This is a genomic window from Streptomyces sp. NPDC093795, assembly GCF_044764665.1.
Taxonomy (GTDB): domain Bacteria; phylum Actinomycetota; class Actinomycetes; order Streptomycetales; family Streptomycetaceae; genus Streptomyces.
Genome location: NZ_JBIWIO010000010.1, coordinates 223,730 through 241,687 on the forward strand (window position 1 = coordinate 223,730; position 17,958 = coordinate 241,687).

17 protein-coding genes are annotated in these 17,958 nt (G+C 71.2%); 9 read left to right on the top strand and 8 right to left on the bottom strand.

What is annotated here, in order from left to right; genetic code table 11:
* Positions 1–22 precede the first annotated feature (22 nt).
* Positions 23–1,135, bottom strand: a complete 1,113-nt coding sequence (locus ACIRB7_RS26100; protein ID WP_403603088.1) for a PucR family transcriptional regulator — start codon at positions 1,133–1,135, stop codon at positions 23–25.
* 183 nt (positions 1,136–1,318) lie between these two features.
* Between ACIRB7_RS26100 and ACIRB7_RS26105 the strand changes: the two genes are divergently transcribed.
* The 3 genes from ACIRB7_RS26105 (at position 1,319) to ACIRB7_RS26115 (ending at position 4,271) form a co-directional block, all read left to right on the top strand.
* The gene (locus ACIRB7_RS26105) at positions 1,319–2,245 is read left to right on the top strand and encodes a proline dehydrogenase family protein (RefSeq protein WP_403603090.1); all 927 of its coding nucleotides are present in this window, start codon (positions 1,319–1,321) and stop codon (positions 2,243–2,245) included.
* A 33-nt stretch (positions 2,246–2,278) separates the two neighbouring features.
* Positions 2,279–3,910: an L-glutamate gamma-semialdehyde dehydrogenase gene (gene pruA / locus ACIRB7_RS26110; protein ID WP_351214999.1), complete on the top strand. Its 1,632-nt coding sequence runs from the start codon at positions 2,279–2,281 to the stop codon at positions 3,908–3,910.
* A 124-nt stretch (positions 3,911–4,034) separates the two neighbouring features.
* Positions 4,035–4,271 (top strand): hypothetical protein, encoded by a 237-nt coding sequence (locus ACIRB7_RS26115; protein ID WP_403603093.1) that lies wholly within the window; start codon positions 4,035–4,037, stop codon positions 4,269–4,271.
* Here the strand turns inward: ACIRB7_RS26115 and ACIRB7_RS26120 are convergent.
* Positions 4,261–5,148: an alpha/beta fold hydrolase gene (locus ACIRB7_RS26120; protein WP_403603095.1), complete on the bottom strand. Its 888-nt coding sequence runs from the start codon at positions 5,146–5,148 to the stop codon at positions 4,261–4,263. The genes ACIRB7_RS26115 and ACIRB7_RS26120 overlap by 11 nt on opposite strands.
* Before the next feature lie 106 nt (positions 5,149–5,254).
* Between ACIRB7_RS26120 and ACIRB7_RS26125 the strand changes: the two genes are divergently transcribed.
* Positions 5,255–5,791, top strand: coding sequence for a GNAT family N-acetyltransferase (locus ACIRB7_RS26125; protein ID WP_403603097.1), 537 nt, complete (start codon positions 5,255–5,257; stop codon positions 5,789–5,791).
* 7 nt (positions 5,792–5,798) lie between these two features.
* Here the strand turns inward: ACIRB7_RS26125 and ACIRB7_RS26130 are convergent, their stop codons facing one another.
* Positions 5,799–6,533 (bottom strand): hypothetical protein, encoded by a 735-nt coding sequence (locus ACIRB7_RS26130; RefSeq protein ID WP_403603099.1) that lies wholly within the window; start codon positions 6,531–6,533, stop codon positions 5,799–5,801.
* Positions 6,530–6,871: a PadR family transcriptional regulator gene (locus ACIRB7_RS26135; RefSeq protein WP_403603101.1), complete on the bottom strand. Its 342-nt coding sequence runs from the start codon at positions 6,869–6,871 to the stop codon at positions 6,530–6,532. The genes ACIRB7_RS26130 and ACIRB7_RS26135 overlap by 4 nt, the downstream gene beginning before the upstream one ends.
* A 263-nt stretch (positions 6,872–7,134) precedes the next feature.
* Between ACIRB7_RS26135 and ACIRB7_RS26140 the strand changes: the two genes are divergently transcribed.
* The 3 genes from ACIRB7_RS26140 (at position 7,135) to ACIRB7_RS26150 (ending at position 9,774) form a co-directional block, all read left to right on the top strand.
* Positions 7,135–7,266, top strand: a complete 132-nt coding sequence (locus ACIRB7_RS26140) for a hypothetical protein (RefSeq protein WP_256341282.1) — start codon at positions 7,135–7,137, stop codon at positions 7,264–7,266.
* Between the two features lie 104 nt (positions 7,267–7,370).
* Positions 7,371–8,411 carry a 3-isopropylmalate dehydrogenase gene (locus ACIRB7_RS26145; protein WP_403603103.1) on the top strand — a complete coding sequence of 347 codons (1,041 nt, stop codon included), beginning with the start codon at positions 7,371–7,373 and terminating at the stop codon, positions 8,409–8,411.
* A 256-nt stretch (positions 8,412–8,667) separates the two neighbouring features.
* Positions 8,668–9,774: a branched-chain amino acid aminotransferase gene (locus ACIRB7_RS26150; RefSeq protein ID WP_403603105.1), complete on the top strand. Its 1,107-nt coding sequence runs from the start codon at positions 8,668–8,670 to the stop codon at positions 9,772–9,774.
* A 135-nt stretch (positions 9,775–9,909) separates the two neighbouring features.
* Here ACIRB7_RS26150 and ACIRB7_RS26155 read toward each other — a convergent pair whose 3' ends face one another.
* The 4 genes from ACIRB7_RS26155 to ACIRB7_RS26170 all read right to left on the bottom strand — a co-directional run bounded on the left by ACIRB7_RS26155 (position 9,910) and on the right by ACIRB7_RS26170 (position 15,454).
* On the bottom strand, positions 9,910–10,566 hold the full coding sequence (locus ACIRB7_RS26155) for a response regulator (protein ID WP_403603107.1): 657 nt from the start codon (positions 10,564–10,566) through the stop codon (positions 9,910–9,912).
* Entirely contained in the window at positions 10,563–11,705 is a 1,143-nt protein-coding gene (locus ACIRB7_RS26160) for a sensor histidine kinase (protein WP_403603109.1), read from the bottom strand. The genes ACIRB7_RS26155 and ACIRB7_RS26160 overlap by 4 nt, the downstream gene beginning before the upstream one ends.
* Positions 11,706–11,768: 63 nt before the next feature.
* Positions 11,769–13,820, bottom strand: a complete 2,052-nt coding sequence (locus ACIRB7_RS26165; RefSeq protein ID WP_403603111.1) for an MMPL family transporter — start codon at positions 13,818–13,820, stop codon at positions 11,769–11,771.
* Between the two features lie 212 nt (positions 13,821–14,032).
* On the bottom strand, positions 14,033–15,454 hold the full coding sequence (locus ACIRB7_RS26170; protein ID WP_403603113.1) for a cytosine permease: 1,422 nt from the start codon (positions 15,452–15,454) through the stop codon (positions 14,033–14,035).
* A 134-nt stretch (positions 15,455–15,588) separates the two neighbouring features.
* Here ACIRB7_RS26170 and ureA point away from each other — a divergent pair, with 134 nt between their 5' ends.
* A complete protein-coding gene (gene ureA, locus ACIRB7_RS26175) occupies positions 15,589–16,275 on the top strand; it encodes an urease subunit gamma (protein WP_403603115.1) in 687 nt (228 codons plus the stop codon).
* On the top strand, positions 16,275–17,957 hold the full coding sequence (locus ACIRB7_RS26180) for an urease subunit alpha (RefSeq protein WP_403603117.1): 1,683 nt from the start codon (positions 16,275–16,277) through the stop codon (positions 17,955–17,957). The genes ureA and ACIRB7_RS26180 overlap by 1 nt, the downstream gene beginning before the upstream one ends.
* The last annotated feature ends 1 nt before the right edge of the window (position 17,958 follow it).

Consider the following 17,958-nt stretch of genomic DNA (forward strand, 5'->3'; position numbering starts at 1 on the left):
AGCGGCCCGGAGGGGTCGCTGCTCAGAGTCGCGCCGACTTCAGGGACATGTGGAGCAGCAGGCGGTCCTCGCCGTCGTCCAGGTCGAGGCCCGTGAGCTGTTCGACCCGGGACAGCCGGTAGTAGAGGGTCTGGCGGTGGATGCCCAGGGCCGCCGCCGTGCGGCCCGCCTGGCCCGCGTTGTCGAGGAACACCTCGGCGGTGCGGGCCAGTTCGGCGTGGCCGGGGGCGAGCAGGGGTGCGACGACGGGGTCGATCTCGGGGTGGTAGAGCGCCGCGAGCAGGCGGTACGGGCCGATCCCGGCCCACTCGGCGACGGGTCCGAGTGTCGGCTGCGCCGTGGCGGCACGGGCCGCCGTGTTGGCCTCGCGCCAGGCCGCCGCGAGCTCGGTGAGGCCCCGGCGGGGGGTCGCCACACCGGCCGGGGTCGTGCCGCGCAGCCGGTCCGCGGCCGTGTGGGCGGGGGAGAGGTCCTCGGCCGTGCGCAGCCGTACGAGGACGGCGAGGGACTCGCTCTCCGGGAGCGTGGCGACTGCCGCCGCGCCCGGGACCGCCCGGATCGAAGGGGCCTCGCCCTGCCAGGGGGTCACGCAGACGACGGTGTGGAGGCCGTCCGCGCTGGGGCCGAGGGCCGCCCGGAGCGCCGCGACGGCCATGTCGCTCTGCCAGCCGCGCCCGCTGGTCAGGACCGCGGCGAACTCGCGCGAGAGGTCGGTGTCCGCGCGCTCCTCGTCGGCGAGGAGGTCGCCGATCCGGGTGGCGACCTCCATCGCGGCCGTGAGCTGGGCGGGCGCGGGGCCGGGCTCGGCGTCGAGCAGCCAGACGTACCCGAGGACGACGCCCCGGTGGCGTACGGGCAGGCAGAGGCGGTCCCGGAACACCCCGGCGTCCGGGGCGGCCGGGATACGGACCGGGCCCGTCGCCCGGGTGATGCCGAAGCCCTCGAACCAGGCGCGGACCGCCGGGGTGGACTTCCGGGTCAGGATGGACCGCGTCCGGACCGGGTCCATCGCGGTGTCGTCGTCGCTGTCGTGGGCGCCGAAGGCGATCAGACCGAAATCGCGGTTCTCCAGCGTCGCCGGGGCGCCGAGGAGCGCCGAGATCTCGTCCACCAGTTCTTGGTAATCGCCCTTCACGGCGCCATTCTCGCACTCTCTCAGACATGTGTATGAGACGCCGTGCACGGATGCGTGACAGCTGTAGATGGCGGACGATCGGAGCGATCCATAGGTTTCACGGTGGTTCTTCGTGCTGTTCCCGCATTCTTACGAATGAGCGGGTACGGCATCCTTCGTCACCCTGTCCTTCTGGAGGTCCCCGTGCTGGGTCCCGTGATCCTCGCCGCGTCGCGCAGCGACAAGATGCGCCGTTTCGTGTCGGCCGCCCCCGGGACCAAGCAGGTCGTCGCCCGCTTCATCGCCGGTGAGACGGTCGACGACGTCGTCCCGATCGTCCAGGAGCTGAGCGACCGCGGCCTTGAGGTCACCCTCGACGTCGTCGGTGAGGACATCACAGGCGTCGAGCAGTCGTACGCCGCCCGGGACGCCTACCTGGAGCTCATCGGCCGTCTCAAGGAGCTGGGCCTCGGCGAGCGCGCCGAGATGTCCGTCAAGCTGTCGATGTTCGGCCAGTCCCTGGAGGGCGGCCACGAGCTGGCCCTGGCGAACGTCCGCCCGGTCGTCGCGGCCGCCGCCGAGATCGGTACGACCGTCACCCTGGACGCCGAGGACCACACCACCCTCGACTCGATGTTCGCCATCCACGAGGAGCTGCGGAAGGACTTCCCGCAGACCGGCTGCGTCATCCAGGCGTACCTCTTCCGCACCGAGGACGACGCCCGCCGCCTCGCCGAGAACGGCTCCCGCGTCCGGATCGTGAAGGGCGCCTACAAGGAGCCCGCCTCCGTCGCCATCCAGGACAAGCCCGGCATCGACAAGGCGTACGTCCGGATCATGAAGATCCTGATGGACGGCGAGGGCTACCCGATGATCGGTTCCCACGACCCGCGCCTCATCTCCGTCGGCCAGGAGCTCGCCCGCCGCGCCGGGCGCAAACTGGACGAGTACGAGTTCCAGATGCTGTACGGCATCCGGAGCGAGGAGCAGCACCGCCTCGCCGCCGAGGGACACCGCATGCGCGTGTACACCGCGTACGGCACCGACTGGTACGGCTACTTCATGCGGCGCCTCGCGGAGAAGCCGGCCAACCTCCTCTTCTTCGTCCGCTCCATCCTCACCAAGGGCTGAGCCCACCACCTCTCACAAGGAGTAACGCGACCCATGGACGCTGTCACCCAGGTCCCCGCTCCGGTCAACGAGCCGGTGCACAGCTACGCCCCCGGCTCCCCCGAGCGCCTCCGTCTGGAGACCAAGCTCAAGGAGCTGGCCGAGAACCCGCGCGAGCTGCCGATGACCATCGGTGGCGTCAAGCGCATGGGCGGCGGCGACGAGTTCAAGGTCGTCCAGCCGCACAACCACAAGGCCGTCATCGGCACCTTCCGCGGCGCCACCACGCAGGACGCCCAGGACGCGATCGACGCCGCCCTGGCCGCCGCCCCGGCCTGGCGCGCGATGGCCTTCGACGACCGTGCCGCGATCATCCTGCGCGCCGCCGAGCTGCTCGCCGGCCCGTGGCGCGAGACGCTGGCCGCGTCCACCATGCTCGGCCAGTCGAAGACCGCCCAGCAGGCCGAGATCGACACCCCGTGCGAGCTCGTCGACTTCTGGCGCTTCAACGTGGCGTACGCCCGCCAGATCCTGGCCGAGCAGCCGCCGGCGAACTCCCCGGGCGTGTGGAACCGTCTGGACCACCGCCCGCTCGAGGGCTTCGTCTACGCGATCACGCCGTTCAACTTCACGGCCATCGCGGGCAACCTGCCCACCGCCCCCGCCCTCATGGGCAACGTGGTGGTCTGGAAGCCGTCCCCGACGCAGACCCACTCCGCCGTGCTCCTCATGGAGCTCCTGGAGGAGGCCGGCCTGCCGAAGGGCGTCATCAACCTGGTGACCGGCGACGGCATCGCCGTCTCCGAGGTCGCCCTGAACCACCGCGACCTGGCCGGCATCCACTTCACCGGCTCGACCAAGACCTTCCAGCACCTGTGGAAGACGGTCGGCAACAACATCGAGAACTACCGCTCGTACCCGCGGATCGTCGGCGAGACCGGCGGCAAGGACTTCGTCGTCGCCCACCCGAGCGCCGACCGGGCCATCCTGAAGACCGCGCTGACCCGCGGCTCCTTCGAGTACCAGGGCCAGAAGTGCTCCGCGTCCTCCCGCGCGTACGTCCCGGCGTCCATCTGGAACGACGGCTTCAAGGAGGAGTTCGCGGCCGAGGTCGACGGCATCACCATGGGTGACGTCACCGACCTGTCGAACTTCGTCGGCGCCGTCATCGACGAGCGGTCGTTCGCCAAGAACAAGGCGGCGATCGACCGTGCCGCGGCCGACCCGAGCTGCACGATCATCGCCGGCGGCACGTACGACGACTCGGTGGGCTACTTCGTGCGCCCGACCGTCATCGCCTGCACCGACCCGGAGAACGAGGTCTTCACGACCGAGTACTTCGGCCCGATCCTCGCGGTCCACGTCTACGAGGACGAGAACTACGACGAGATGCTGACCCAGATGGAGTCGGCCTCGGACTACGCCCTCACCGGCGCGGTCATCTCCGGCGACCGCGCGGCCGCCGCGTACACGATGGAGAAGCTCCGCTTCGCCGCGGGCAACTTCTACATCAACGACAAGTCGACCGGCGCCGTCGTCGGCCAGCAGCCCTTCGGCGGCGGCCGCGCCTCGGGTACGAACGACAAGGCCGGCGCCCCGCAGAACCTGATGCGCTGGACGCTGACCCGCGCCATCAAGGAGACGCTGGTCCCGCCGACCGAGTACGGCTACCCGCACATGGGCTGACCCGCCCGCCGCGTGAGCGGCCCCTGATCACCGCCCCCCTCCCCGGTCCCCCAACCGAGGACGGGGGCGGTTCTCATGCGGGGGGCTTACGCTGCTGGGAGGGGACTCGGTGAGGAGGTACGTCATGCCTGGTTCGACGACCATCGGCCCCGGGCACGGGGTCGACGGGATCGAGCACCTCGACGCGCTGCGGATGACGACCCTGATGAAGGAGCTGCACCGGCTGCTGACCGGGTCGGGACCCGACCGGATCACGGACGCGCAGATCGCCGCCCTGCGCGGGCGGGAGGGCCCCCAGCGAGAACCCTTCACCGACTGGGTGGAGCGCATGGCCCGCGACCTGGAGAAGGCTACGGCCTGAGGGGGACGCGCCGCGCGAGGAAGTCACCGATCAGCTCGGCGATCCGCGGGGCGTGGGTCTCCAGGGCGAAGTGGCCCGTCGGCAGGAGGTGGATCTCCGCGTCGGGGAGGTCGCGGCGGAAGGCCTCGGCGCCCGCCGGGACGAAGACCTCGTCGCCCTCGCCCCAGACCGCGAGCAGGGGGATCCGGCTCGTGCGGAAGTACTCCTGGAAGGCGGGGTACAGGGCGAAGTTCGAGCCGTAGTCGGCGATGAGGGACAGCTGGATCTCGTCCTGGCCCTCGCGGGCCATCAGGGCCGCGTCGTGGTGCCAGGCGTCGGGGCTGAGGAGGTCGAGGTGTGCGGCGGGGACGCCCGTCTCGTACTGCCAGCGGATGCCGTCGAGCGAGCGGATGGCGCGGACCGGGGCCTCGGTCTCGGGGGTGCGCTTCTCGATCAGGGCGAGGACCGGTGCCCAGGCCGCGGCGCCGAGGCCCTCCTCGTACGCGTTGCCGTTCTGGCTGATGATCGCGGTGACTCGCTCGGGGTGGGCGAGGGCGAGGCGCAGGCCGATGGGGGAGCCGTAGTCCTGGACGTAGAGCGCGAACCGTTCCAGGCCCAGCGCCTCGGTGAACTCGACGGTGAGCGCGGCCAGTTCCGCGAACGTGTAGTCGAAGTCGGAGGCCGGGGGAGTGGCGCTGCGGCCGAAGCCGAGGTGGTCGGGGGCGATCAGCCGGTAGTCGTCGGCGAGCAGGGGGATCAGGTCGCGGAACATGTGCGAGCTGGTGGGGAACCCGTGCAGCAGGAGGAGCACGGGGGCGTGGACCGGGCCTGCCTCGCGGTACGCGATCTCATGACCCCGGACGGTGGCGGTGCGGTGGCGAGTCGGCAGCACGGTCATGGCACTAACCCCTTATGTGGAAGTAGCTGGTTAGGTGACTCAAGCACTCTGTCTCTAACCTGTCAACTCCCGATGAAGGGTTAGGTGAGTATGGGAGTCTGGGCCCATGACCGTGAGGACCGCGCCCACCCATGACGTCGGGGCCGCCCGGCTCCGCTCCGTACGCGAGCTGCTCGACGCCGCCTTCGACGGCGACTTCACCGACGACGACTGGGACCACACCCTCGGCGGCGTCCACGCCTGGACCGAGGACGAGCGGGGCGTCACCGCGCACGGCGCCGTCGTGATGCGCCGCGCCCTCCACCGCGGTCGCTCGTACCGCGTCGGTTACGTCGAAGGGGTCGCCGTCCGCGCCGACCGCAGGCGCCAGGGGCTCGGCGGGGCCGTGATGGCCGAGCTGGAGCGGGTCATCGACGGGGCGTACCTCTTCGGGGCGCTCGGTGCCTCGGACGACGGGGCCGCGCTCTACCGGGCGCGCGGCTGGCGCGTCTGGGAGGGGCGCCTCGAGGCCATGGGGCCCGAGGGGGTCGTCCGGCTCGCGGAGGAGGAGGGGTACGTCTATCTGCGCCCGGCGGCCGGCCGGGCGCTGCCCGATCCCGCCGCCGCCCTCGTCTTCGACTGGCGGGACGGCGACGTGATGTGAGGGTGCGTCAGGGGGTGGGCGGGTTCTCCGTCGTGCGCCCCTTGGCCGAGTCGAGGTGCGCGGTGTACAAGGCGGAGAACGTGGAGGCGAGGGCGATGGAGATCGCGAATCCGCCCATGCCGAGCGTCCCCGTGAAGCACGCCGTCATCGCGCCGCCGACCAGTACGAGCCACACCGCGAGCGCCGCCTTGCCGCGGCGGCTCAGGAACAGCCACCGGTACGGGGCGGCCGGCGGAGCCTCCAGGGCGCCCGCGGGCCCCGCCGTCGCCGCGAGGGGCCGCTTGAAGTAGCCGTACACCAGCCACTCGCCGCACAGCTCCCAGCCCTCGGGCTCCAGCTCGGCCAGGACCTTCGCGCGGCGCCGGGCGCCGATGACCTCCCGGCGGTACTCCCAGCGCAGTGCGGCCCCCGGCGTCCGGCGGCAGACGAACCGGCCGAGCGCGTCGAGCGACTCCACCTCCCAGCCCTGGTCGCCGTGGACCGTGAGCATCCGGCGGTCGTTGAACAGGTCGGCGGTCCAGGTCCAGGTCTCCGCCCGCTCGTCCGGTTCGCCGGGCGTCGGAGCGAGCCCGCCGAGTCGCGCGGCGAACTCGTCGGCCGGTCCGAACTCCTCCCGCGGGTCCGTCCCGGTCTCCGCGAGGTGGGCGCGGAGGTCCTCGACGGTGGCGGTGATCTGCGCGTCCGGTACGCCGGCTGCGCGCAGCGCGCCGGAGAGTTCGGTGAAGTAGGCGTCGGCGGTCATGGTGTCGTCCCCCCTGGGCTGAGCATCGTCCGTACGGTGTGGTGGAAGTCCAGCCAGGCGCCGCTCTCGGCGGCGAGCAGCTCGCGGCCGGGCTCGGTGAGCCGGTAGTAGCGGCGCCCCGGGCCGCGCTCGGCGGCGCGGAACTCGGCCTCCACCAGGCCGCCCTCCTCCAGGCGGTTCAGGACGGGATAGAGCGTCCCGCCCTTGATCTCTCCGAGCCCCGCCTCGGCGAGTGCCTTGGCGATCTCGTACCCGTAGCTCTCGCCGTCGGTCAGGCGGGAGAGGACGAGCAGGTCGAGGACTCCCTTGAGCCAGCTGGATCTGCGGTCTGCGGCCATAGGTGCATTGGATCACCAGCTAGGTAGGAATGCAAACTAGATAGGAACGCCCGGCCGACGGTGCCGTCTCAGATAGTAGGAAGTCCGAGTAACTGTGGAGACAGATGCGGCCGGCTGTCCTAGCTTTGTAGGAGCCGAACGTCTCGCTCCATCAGCGAATGGCGGCCGAGAGCGCGATGCCCTGTGCAGGCAACCCCTGCGGCGGCGCTCCCCGCCCCTTCCGGCGCCTTCGATCACCACTGATCTCAAGGAGTCGATCCCTCATGGCCGCTCAGACCGCCCGCCGCGTCCGTCACTCCGCCAACCGTCCCAGCGACGAGGCCCGCCAGAACGCCGCCGCCGCCCTCCAGCGCGCCCTCGACCGCCGTGACAACGGCGGCTCCACCGGCCACTGACACCGCCCCCGCCACTGACACGCGCTGTTCCCGTCCGACATGGCGGTTCGTCCACATGGTGGACGACGCGTGTCAGACGATGGGACGAAGAGTAGGGTGCCGACATGTCTCACAGCATCAATCTCGCAGTCATTCCCGGCGACGGCATCGGCCAGGAGGTCGTGGCCGAGGGCCTCAAGATCCTCGCGGCCGTCCTTCCCCAGGACGTGAAGCTGGAGACCGAGGAGTACGACTTCGGCGCCAAGCGCTACCACGCCACCGGTGAGACCCTCACCGACGCCGACCTCGACTCCCTCAAGAAGCACGACGCCATCCTGCTGGGCGCCATCGGCGACCCGTCGGTGCCCTCCGGCGTCCTGGAGCGCGGCTTCCTGCTGAAGCTCCGCTTCGCCTTCGACCACCACGTGAACCTGCGTCCCTCGAAGCTGCTCCCCGGCGTCGCGACCCCGCTCGCCGGGCAGCCCGAGATCGACTTCGTCGTGGTCCGTGAGGGCACCGAGGGCCCGTACACCGGCAACGGCGGCACCATCCGCAAGGGCACCCCGCACGAGGTCGCCACCGAGGTCTCGGTCAACACCGCCTTCGGTGTGGAGCGAGTCGTCCGGGACGCCTTCGCCCGCGCCCAGGCCCGCCCGCGCAAGAAGCTGACGCTGGTCCACAAGAACAACGTGCTGACCTTCGCCGGCCACCTCTGGACGAACATCTTCGAGAAGGTCGCCCAGGAGTTCCCCGAGGTCACCACCGACTACCTGCACGTCGACGCCGCGACGATCTTCCTCGTCACCGACCCGGCCCGCTTCGACGTGATCGTCACCGACAACCTCTTCGGCGACATCATCACCGACCTCGCCGCGGCCGTCTCCGGCGGCATCGGCGTCGCCGCCTCCGGCAACATCAACCCGAGCGGCGAGTTCCCCTCGATGTTCGAGCCGGTCCACGGCTCAGCGCCGGACATCGCGGGTCAGGGCAAGGCCGACCCCACGGCCACCGTCCTCTCCGTCGCCCTCCTGCTGCGCCACCTCGGCTACGAGACCGAGGCCGCCCGGGTCGAGAAGGCCGTCGCGGCCGACCTCACCGAGCGTGGCAGCACCGTCCGCACCACGGACGAGATCGGCGACGCGCTCGCCGCGCGAGTAGCGAGCTGACCCGCGCCGACTGACTTCTGACAGCAGCCGCCGGGTCGCACCTGCACCCGGCGGCTGTACCTGTGCGGTCACCGGGTGCCACCATCGAATCCTGGACCGCGTTCACCCGTTTCGTACACCGGTCCCCGCGAGCGATAATCGGACGTGGGGCCGCGGCGCGCGGGCATGCTCGGACGTCCACACCGTCATGGACCTCGGTCGATGACCGGGGCGTGAGCGCGGTCCTCCCCACACAACCGGTGAAGGACACGCACTCATGACGACGCCCACGATCGAGCTCAAGCCCTCCTCCAGCCCGCTGTCCGACGCGGAGCGCGAAGCGATCCTGGCCAACCCGGGATTCGGCCGCCACTTCACCGACCACATGGTCACCATCCGGTGGACCGAGGGCCGTGGGTGGCACGACGGCCAGCTCGTGCCGTACGGCCCGCTGCAGCTGGACCCGGCGACGAACGTCCTGCACTACGCGCAGGAGATCTTCGAAGGCCTCAAGGCCTACCGCCGCCCCGACGGCTCGGTCGCCAGCTTCCGCCCGGACGCCAACGCGCGCCGCTTCCAGACCTCCGCCCGCCGGCTCGCCATGCCGGAACTGCCCGTCGAGACCTTCGTCAAGGCCTGTGACGTGCTCGTCCAGCAGGACAAGGCGTGGGTCCCGGAGCACGGCGGCGAGGCCTCGCTCTACCTGCGCCCGTTCATGATCGCGACCGAGGTCGGCCTCGGGGTCCGCCCGGCCAACGAGTACCTCTTCGTGGTCATCGCCTCCCCGGCCGGCCCGTACTTCCCCGGCGGCGTGAAGCCCGTCTCCATCTGGCTCTCCGAGAACCGCGTCCGCGCGGTCCCCGGCGGCATGGGCGACGCCAAGACCGGCGGCAACTACGCCGCCTCGCTGCTCGCGCAGGCCGAGGCCATCGAGAAGGGCTGCGACCAGGTCGCCTACCTCGACGCCGTGGAGCACAAGTGGGTCGAGGAACTCGGCGGCATGAACCTGTACTTCGTGTACGGTGCCGAGTCCAATCAGAAGCCCAAGCTCGTCACCCCGACGCTCACCGGTTCGCTGCTCGCCGGCATCACCCGTGACTCGCTGCTCAAGCTGGCGGCGGACCTCGGTCTCGAGCCGGTGGAGGGCCGCGTCTCCATCGACCAGTGGCAGACCGACACCGAGAACGGCACCCTGACCGAGGTCTTCGCCTGCGGCACCGCCGCCGTCATCACCCCGGTCGGCACGGTCAAGTCCGAGCGGGGCGAGTGGCAGCAGTCGGGCGGCGAGCCCGGCGAGGTCACGATGAAGCTGCGCGAGGCGCTGCTCGCCGTCCAGACCGGCAAGGCCGAGGACGTCCACGGCTGGATGCACGAGCTGGGCTAGGGGCAGATGGCCGAGTGGGAACGGCGGCGCCGTTCCCACTCGGCCATGCGCAGCGGCCCGTCCCCGTGCGCCCGTCGGGCCGGCCGGGGTGTGAGGCCGTGCGTTCCAGTCCGGGCGGGCCGCTCCAGCGGACCCTCATCCGCCCGGGGCCACCAGGCCCGACTCGTACGCGATGATGACCAGTTGGGCCCGGTCCCGTGCTGACAACTTCCCCATGATCCGGCTGACATGGGTCTTCGCCGTGAGGGGCGAGAGCCGCAGAGCTTCCGCGATCTCCGTGTTGTTCAGGCCCCGGGCCGCCAGTGACAGAACCTGACGTTCGCGATCGGACAACCCTTCCGGGCCGCCCGCCGCCGGGGCCCGTGGGAGCGTCAGCACCCGGGCGATCAGCCGGGACGTCGGACCCGGCGACAGCAAGGCCTCCCCCGCTGCCACGGTACGGATCGCGGTCAGAAGTTCGGCGGGGCGGATGTCCTTGACCACGAAGCCGGAAGCGCCCGCCCGCAGTGCCTCCACCACGTGCTCGTCCGTGTCGTACGTCGTCAGGACCAGCACCTTCACCCCCGCCAGATCCTCGTCGGCGGCGATGAGCCGTGTCGCGCCGATCCCGTCGAGCTCCGGCATCCGCACATCCATGACTACCACGTCCGCCCGCGCCGAACGGGCCTGCTCCACCGCCTCCTTGCCGTTCGCCGCCTGGCCCACGACCTCCATGTCCGGCGCGGAATCGACGAGCATCGCGAACGATGCCCTGACAAGCGTCTGGTCATCCGCCAGCAGCACCCGGATCACGCCGCCACCTCTTTCGCGGCGAACGGCAGCACCGCCGTGACCTCGAACCCCCCGCCGTCTCGCGGACCCGCGCTCAGCGTGCCGCCCACGCTCCTGGCCCGCTCCCGCATCCCGAGGATCCCGTACCCACGATCACTCGTGCCGAGGGAAGCGACACCGCCGTTGGTCACCCGCACCGTCAACGCCTCTTCCACCACCCCGACATCGACCCGCACGTCGACATCCGGCCCCCCATGCCGCACAGCGTTGGTCAGAGACTCCTGCACGATCCTGTACGCCGCCGCGCCCACCGCCGCCGGGACCCTCGCCTCTCCCGTCCACACCGCCAGGTCTGCCCCCGAGGACCGCACGAGATCGGGCAGCGAGGCCAGATCCGGCAACGGGCCCTCCGGAGCGGCCCGCAGCACGTCCAGGGTCGTGCGTACCTCGCCGCGGGCCTCCCGGCAGGTCTCGGCTATCTGGTCGAGCGACCGAGCGAGCGTCTCCCGATCCAGCCGGTCGGGATCGGCCACGAGTATGTGCGCGGCGACCGACGTCTGCACGCCGATGAGCGTGATCGAATGCGCGAGAAGGTCGTGCAGGTCCCTGGCTATCCGCAGCCGCTCCTCGGTGACCTTCCGCTCCGCTTCGCGCTCCGCCCGCTCCACGACCCCCGCCACCAACTGCCGATGGAGCCTGATGCTCGCGCCGAAGACGAGCATTGCGATCACCCAGCCGGAAACCCGCAGCAGCTCCACCAGCTCGTGCGGGTTGACGAAGAGCTGCATCGTGAGCGTGATGGACGTGACCGCTGACCCCACGATCACCGTGCGCTTCGGGCGGCCGGTGGAAGCGACCGTGTACAGCGCGGTCATCGAGGCCGGTATCGGCGCCAGGTGCATGAAGTCCAGTGCGTGGTACGGGGCGACGCACGCCACCACGGCGATCAGCACCGGCATCGGCGCCTTGCGCCGCCAGGCCAGCGGAATGTGCGCGGCGAGCAGTAGCGCCCAGCCGAGAAGGTCCGGCCGGCGCCCGTCATCGACCGTCAGCGCGAGCGCGACCGAGAGCACCGCGAAGACCGCGGCGGCTGTCGCATCGCACCGCACCGGGTACGGCGCCGCCTGTGGGTCACGGGTGAAAGCCGCTGCGAAGTCCATGGTGCTCATCCTCCCCGCGAGTGGGGGCTCCTGACAGCCCAGAGAGCCCCCACTCGCCCCTGATCAGACCCGTACGGGCTCCCGCTCGGACCCTGAACCGGCCGTCGACGCGGGCTTCCTGGCCAGCGGCCCCGGCCACCAGACCTTCCGGCCGAGCAGCACACTCGCGCTGGTGACGAGATACGTGCGCACCAGGAAGGTGTCGAGCAGCACGCCGACAGCGATCACGAACCCGAGCTCGGCCAGCTGCACCATCGGCAGGTTGACCAGCACCGCGAACGTGGCGGCGAGCACGAGCCCCGCCGAGGCGATCACCCCACCGGTCGTCCGCAGCGAGGTCAGCGCCGCGGCGCCGGGCTCGACACCCTTCAGGCACTCCTCGCGCATCCGATGCATGAGGAAGATGCCGTAGTCGACGCCGAGGGCGACGAGGAAGACGAAGGAGAGCAGGGACAGGCCCGGATCGGTCCCCTCGAAGCCGAAGAGGGACTCGAACACGAAACCGCCGATGCCGAGAGCCGCGAACCAGACGGCGACGACCGCGGCGACCAGGATCAACGGTGCGACGAGGCTTCGCAGCAGTACCACCAGCACAATCAGCACCACGACGAGGACGAGCGGGACGACGATGTTCCGGTCACCTGCGCTGGTGTCGGTCATGTCCAACTGCTCGGCACTGGGCCCACCGACGTACACACCGTCACCCAGCGCGGAGCGCAGCTCCCGGATCGTCGCGGTCTCGGCCGCGGACTGCGGCGGGTGCGCGGCGATCACGGAGATCTCGGTCCAGCCGCCGTCGCTGCGGCCGGGCTCGGCCGTCGCGACTCCCTCGGTCGCCCGCGCGACCTCCAGCACACGGGAGGCAGCGGCCACCGGGGCGACGACGGTGAGGGGCTGGGTCCCCATCTCCGGGTACGCGGCGGCCAGCGTCTTCATCGCGGCGACCGCCTCGGGGGCGGAGCTGAAGGAGTCCTCCTGCTTCAGAGCTCCGGGCAGGTTCAGCGAGCCGAGCGACAGGGCGGCCAGGGCGGCGGCGCCCGCGATCAGGACAGCGAGAGGTCGTCGGCCGGCCGAGGAGCCCATCGCCGCGAAGAGGGAACGGCGGGTGGCCTTGGGCGTGCTTCCGTACGCCGGGATCAGGGGCCAGAACACCCGCCGGCCGAGGACTACGAGCAGAGCGGGTAGCAGGGTCAGCATCGCGACCAGTGCGCACAGCACTCCGACGGCGGCCGTGGGCCCCATGCCCCGGCTGCTGTTCATGTCGGCGGCGAGCAGGCAGAGCATGCCGAGAGCGACGGTCCCGGAAGACGCGAGCACAGCGGGGCCGCAGCCGCGCAGGGCAGCGACCATGGCGTCGTACGGGCGCGGGACGCGGCGCAGTTCCTCGCGGTACCGGGAGACCAGCAGCAGCGCGTAATCGGTGCCCGCACCGAAGACGAGGATCGTCATCACGCCAGTGCTCTGACCGGAGACGCTGATGTCGAAGCCCTGGTGGAGGGCGTAGGTGACGGCCATCGAGAGGTAGTCGGCGACACCGGCGACGACCAGCGGGACGAGCCAGAGGAAAGGACTGCGGTAAATGACGATCAGGAGAATCGCCACGACGGCGACGGTCGTGTAGAGGAGCGGGCCGTCCAGCGAGTTGTAGACCTCACTCGCGTCCGTGGCGAGGGCGCCGGGGCCGCCGACCTCGCCGCTCACGGTCTCGCGGACGTCGTGGACGAAGACGTCCCTGGCCACTTCGTCCGTACCGGGCTCAGTACTGGACACGGCGTACATCAGGGTGGTGCCGTCCTCGGAAGGGACGGACCGCGGGGGCAAGGTGAGCGGGTGCTCGGCCGCGACCTTCTCCACCTCCCTTGCGGCGGTGGCCTTGTCGGCGGTGGTCAGTCCGCTCTCGCGGTGATAGACGAGCACGAGGTCGGTGGAGTCTCCACCGGGCATCTGCTCGGTGATCTTCGCGACCTGGGTCGAGTCGGCGCTCGCGGGCAGATAGTCCACGGCACGGTCGCGCTGCACGTCGCCGAGCTTTCCGGCGAGGGGTGCGGCGAGGGCGATCACGATCACCCACAGGGCCAGCACCCCCCAGCCGACGGTCCGCATACGGCCCTTCATCGGGCTCCCTCCATCGGTCCTCTTCGGGTCGATCCCAGAGTCCCGCCGCTCGGAGGGGAATTCATCGCACCGCAGGCGGAGTGGGCACCTACCACCGGGGGTGGCTCTCAGCCGTGACTACTCCCGAGGGAGTACGGCAGGGCGCACGACCCGCGGCAACCGCCTGGACGACGAGCCGACGGGCCGCTCCGGAGGCCGCTGCTCCGCCCGGGCTACTCGGCCTGTGCCAGGGCTTCCGGGGCCGTCACGGCCGCGGGAGCCCTGTTCGGCGTCAGTACGGCGTACAGCGCGCCGCCCACGATCCCCGACAGCACGAAGCTGCAGTCGATCCCGCCCGTCAGGGCGAGCAGCGGCCCCTCGTAGAGGGGTGTCGACACCGAGGCCAGGCCGGCCGCCGCGCCGATCGCCCAGGAGGCGGTGGCGCGCGGGTGCCAGCCCGCCGCGTACCAGTAGATCCCGCCGCGCGCACGGCGGTTGTAGACCTGGAGGGCCTCCGGGTCGTACGTCCCGCCGCACCGGGCGTGGCCGATCAGCGTGATCACCGCCCAGGGCGTGCCGATGGCCGTGAGCAGCAGGACGAACGAGGTCATCGCCGTCTGCGCGTCCGAGGCGAAGTGGCCGAGGAAGACGAAGGCGGTCGCCACCACCGCGACCACGAGGGTGGCACGCGCGCGGGTGGCCTTCGGCAGGATCGCGTCCAGGTCGAGCCCCATCGAGTACAGCATCAGGCCGGCGTTGCCGACGGATCCCGCCGTGGCCGCGATGAGCAGCGGGACCAGGTACCAGACGGGGGAGGCGGCGACGAGCGGCCCCGCGTAGTCGAGCGATCCGCGGGCCGCGAGCGCCGTGAACGTACCGAAGAGCTGGGGGATCAGCAGCCCGACGACCAGGCCGAGACAGGTGGCCCGCCAGACCTTCGCCGGGCTGTGCCGCTCGGGGGAGACGTACCGGGTGTAGTCGCCGAGCAGGGTGATGAAGGCGACCGGTCCGCTGAGTCCGGCGGCCACCGCGGCGAGCAGCCAGGTCGGCCAGAAGGAGCCGAGCAGGTACGGGGTGTCCGGGACCGCCGCCGCCGTGAAGTCCCCGGCGTAGGCGAAGAGGCCCACGGCGAGGAGGACGGTCATGCCGACGGCGAGGGCCTTGCTCAGCTTGAGCAGGAGCCGGTAGCCGTACACCGCGGCGACCACGGTGCAGGCGGCGAGCAGCGCGTAGACGGCGGCGTGGGTGGCGCCGCCGGTCGGCAGGCCGACCAGCCGGGCGAGCGTGCCCACCATGACGTCCCCGCCGATCCAGAGGGTCAGCGCGGTGTAGCCGAGCGAGAGCAGCAGGCCGACCACCGAGCCGACGAGCCGGCCGCGGACGCCGAAGAAGGCGCCTGACGAGGTGGAGAGGTTGGTCGCGGTACGGAGCGACACCAGCGCGAGCGGCGCGGTGACGGCGACTCCGACGAGGGTGCCGACGAGGACGGAGGTCACCGAGCCCCACAGGTCGAGGCCGAAGGAGACGGGGAGCCAGCCGAAGACGATCACCCCCAGGCAGAGGTTGGATCCGAGCAGGATCGCGACGAGATCGCGGGGGCCGCTGGTGCGTTCGGCCTCGGGGATGGTGTCGACTCCGCGCTGTTCTATCGGCATGGGGTCTCCTGGGGACGGGAGCGGGGACGATTTAGAGTGACGCTCAATGTGACCTGTGGCCATACCTCGCGTCAATGCTTGGAACCGAGCGTCTCAACATTTAGAGTGTCGCTCAAACAGGAGGTGTTTCGGACGTGCGACTGACCCCCACGGAACGCGACCGGCTGCTGCTCTTCGGTGCCGCCGAGCTCGCCCGTGCCCGCCGGGCCCGGGGCCTGCGGCTCAATGTCCCCGAGGCGACCGCGCTCATCGCGGACACGGTCTGCGAGGCGGCCCGCGACGGCAAGCGACTCGCTGAGGCGATCGAGGCCGCCCGCTCGGTCCTCGGCCCCGACGACGTGCTCCCCGGCGTCGCCGACGTGGTGACCGAGATCCATGTCGAGGCGGTGTTCGACGACGGCTCGCGGCTCGCGGTCGTCTCCGACCCGATCGGAGGCGGCGGCCTGGGAGAGGCGGCGCCCGGCGCGCTGCTGCCCGGCCCCGGGCACCCGGAGACCGAGCCCACGCTCACCCTCCCCGTGCGGAACACGGCCACCGTCCCGGTGAGCGTCACCTCCCACTTCCACTTCTTCGAGGTCAACCCGCGCCTCGACTTCGACCGCGCCGCCGCCTACGGCATGCGGCTCGCCATCCCGGCCGGAGCCTCCTTCCGCTTCGACCCGGGCGGCGCCGCGGAGGTCGGGCTCGTGCCGATCGGGGGCGCCCGCGTCGCCATCGGCTTCGCGGGCCTGGTCGACGGCCCGCTGGACGCGCCCGGCGTGCGGGAAGAGGCCCTGCGCAGGGCGCGGGCATGCGGCTACCTGGGAATCGAGGACGAGTGATGGACCCGTACGAGTACGCATCCGTGCACGGCCCGCGCGCCGGCGACCGAGTCGTCCTGGGCGACTCCGGGCTCGTCGTCCGGGTCGAGTCGGACTCCCAGAAGCCCGGCGACGAGTTCCTGGCCGGCTTCGGCAAGACGGCCCGCGACGGACTGCACCTGAAGGCCGCCGCCGTCCGTGAGACCTGCGACGTCGTCATCAGCAACGTCCTCGTGATCGACGCCGTCCTGGGCATCCGCAAGGTGTCCATCGGCATCCGCGAGGGCCGCATCCACGCGATCGGCCGGGCCGGCAACCCCGACACCCTCGACGGCGTCGACGTCGTCGTCGGCACCGGCACCTCGATCGTCTCCGGCGAGGGCCTCATCGCCACCGCCGGAGCCGTCGACACCCACGTCCACCTGCTCTCGCCCCGGATCATGGAGGCCTCGCTCGCCAGCGGCGTCACCACCGTCATCGGGCAGGAGTTCGGCCCGGTGTGGGGCGTCGGCGTCAACTCGCCCTGGGCCCTGCGCCACGCCTTCAACTCCTTCGACGCCTGGCCGGTCAACATCGGCTTCCTGGCCCGCGGCTCGTCCTCCGACCCGGCGCCGCTGGTCGAGGCGCTCGCCGAGGGCGGGGCCTCCGGCTTCAAGGTCCACGAGGACATGGGCGCCCACACCCGCGCCCTCGACACCGCGCTCCGGGTCGCCGAGGAGCACGACGTGCAGGTCGCCCTCCACAGTGACGGCCTCAACGAGTGCCTGTCCGTGGAGGACACCCTCAGCGTCCTGGCGGGCCGTACGATCCACGCCTTCCACATCGAGGGCTGCGGCGGCGGACACGTACCCAACGTCCTCAAGATGGCGGGCGTGCCGAACGTCATCGGCTCCTCCACCAACCCCACCCTGCCCTTCGGCCGCGACGCGGTCGCCGAGCACTACGGGATGATCGTCTCCGTCCACGACCTGAAGACCGACCTCCCCGGCGACGCCGCCATGGCGCGCGACCGGATCCGGGCCGGGACGATGGGCGCGGAGGACGTCCTGCACGACCTCGGCGCGATCGGGATCACCTCCTCCGACGCGCAGGGGATGGGAAGGGCCGGCGAGACCGTACGCCGGACCTTCGCCATGGCCGGGAAGATGAAGGCCGAGCTCGGACCCATGGAGGGCGACGGCGCGCACGACGACAACGCGCGCGTGCTGCGCTACCTGGCCAAGCTCACCATCAACCCGGCGATCGCCCACGGCCTCGCCCACGAGATCGGTTCGATCGAGGCCGGGAAGCTGGCCGACATCGTGCTGTGGCGGCCGGAGTTCTTCGGCGCCAAGCCGCAGCTGGTGCTCAAGTCCGGCTTCCCCGCGTGGGGGGTCGTGGGCGATCCCAACGCCGCCACCGACACCTGCGAACCCCTCGTCCTCGGGCCGTTGTTCGGCGGGCACGGCGCCACGGCCGCCGACCTCTCGGTCGCGTTCGTCGCCCAGGCCGCCGTCGACCTCGGCGCCGACAAGATGCCGACCCGGCGCCGCCGCGTCCCCGTGCGCGGCACCCGCGGCATCGGCCCCGCGGACCTGCTCCTCAACTCCCGGGTCGGAGACGTCCAGGTCGACGACCGTACGGGTCTCGTCTCCCTCGACGGCTCGCCGATCCGCTCCGAGGCGGTCGACTCCGTCTCCCTCAACCGCCTCTACTTCCTCTGAA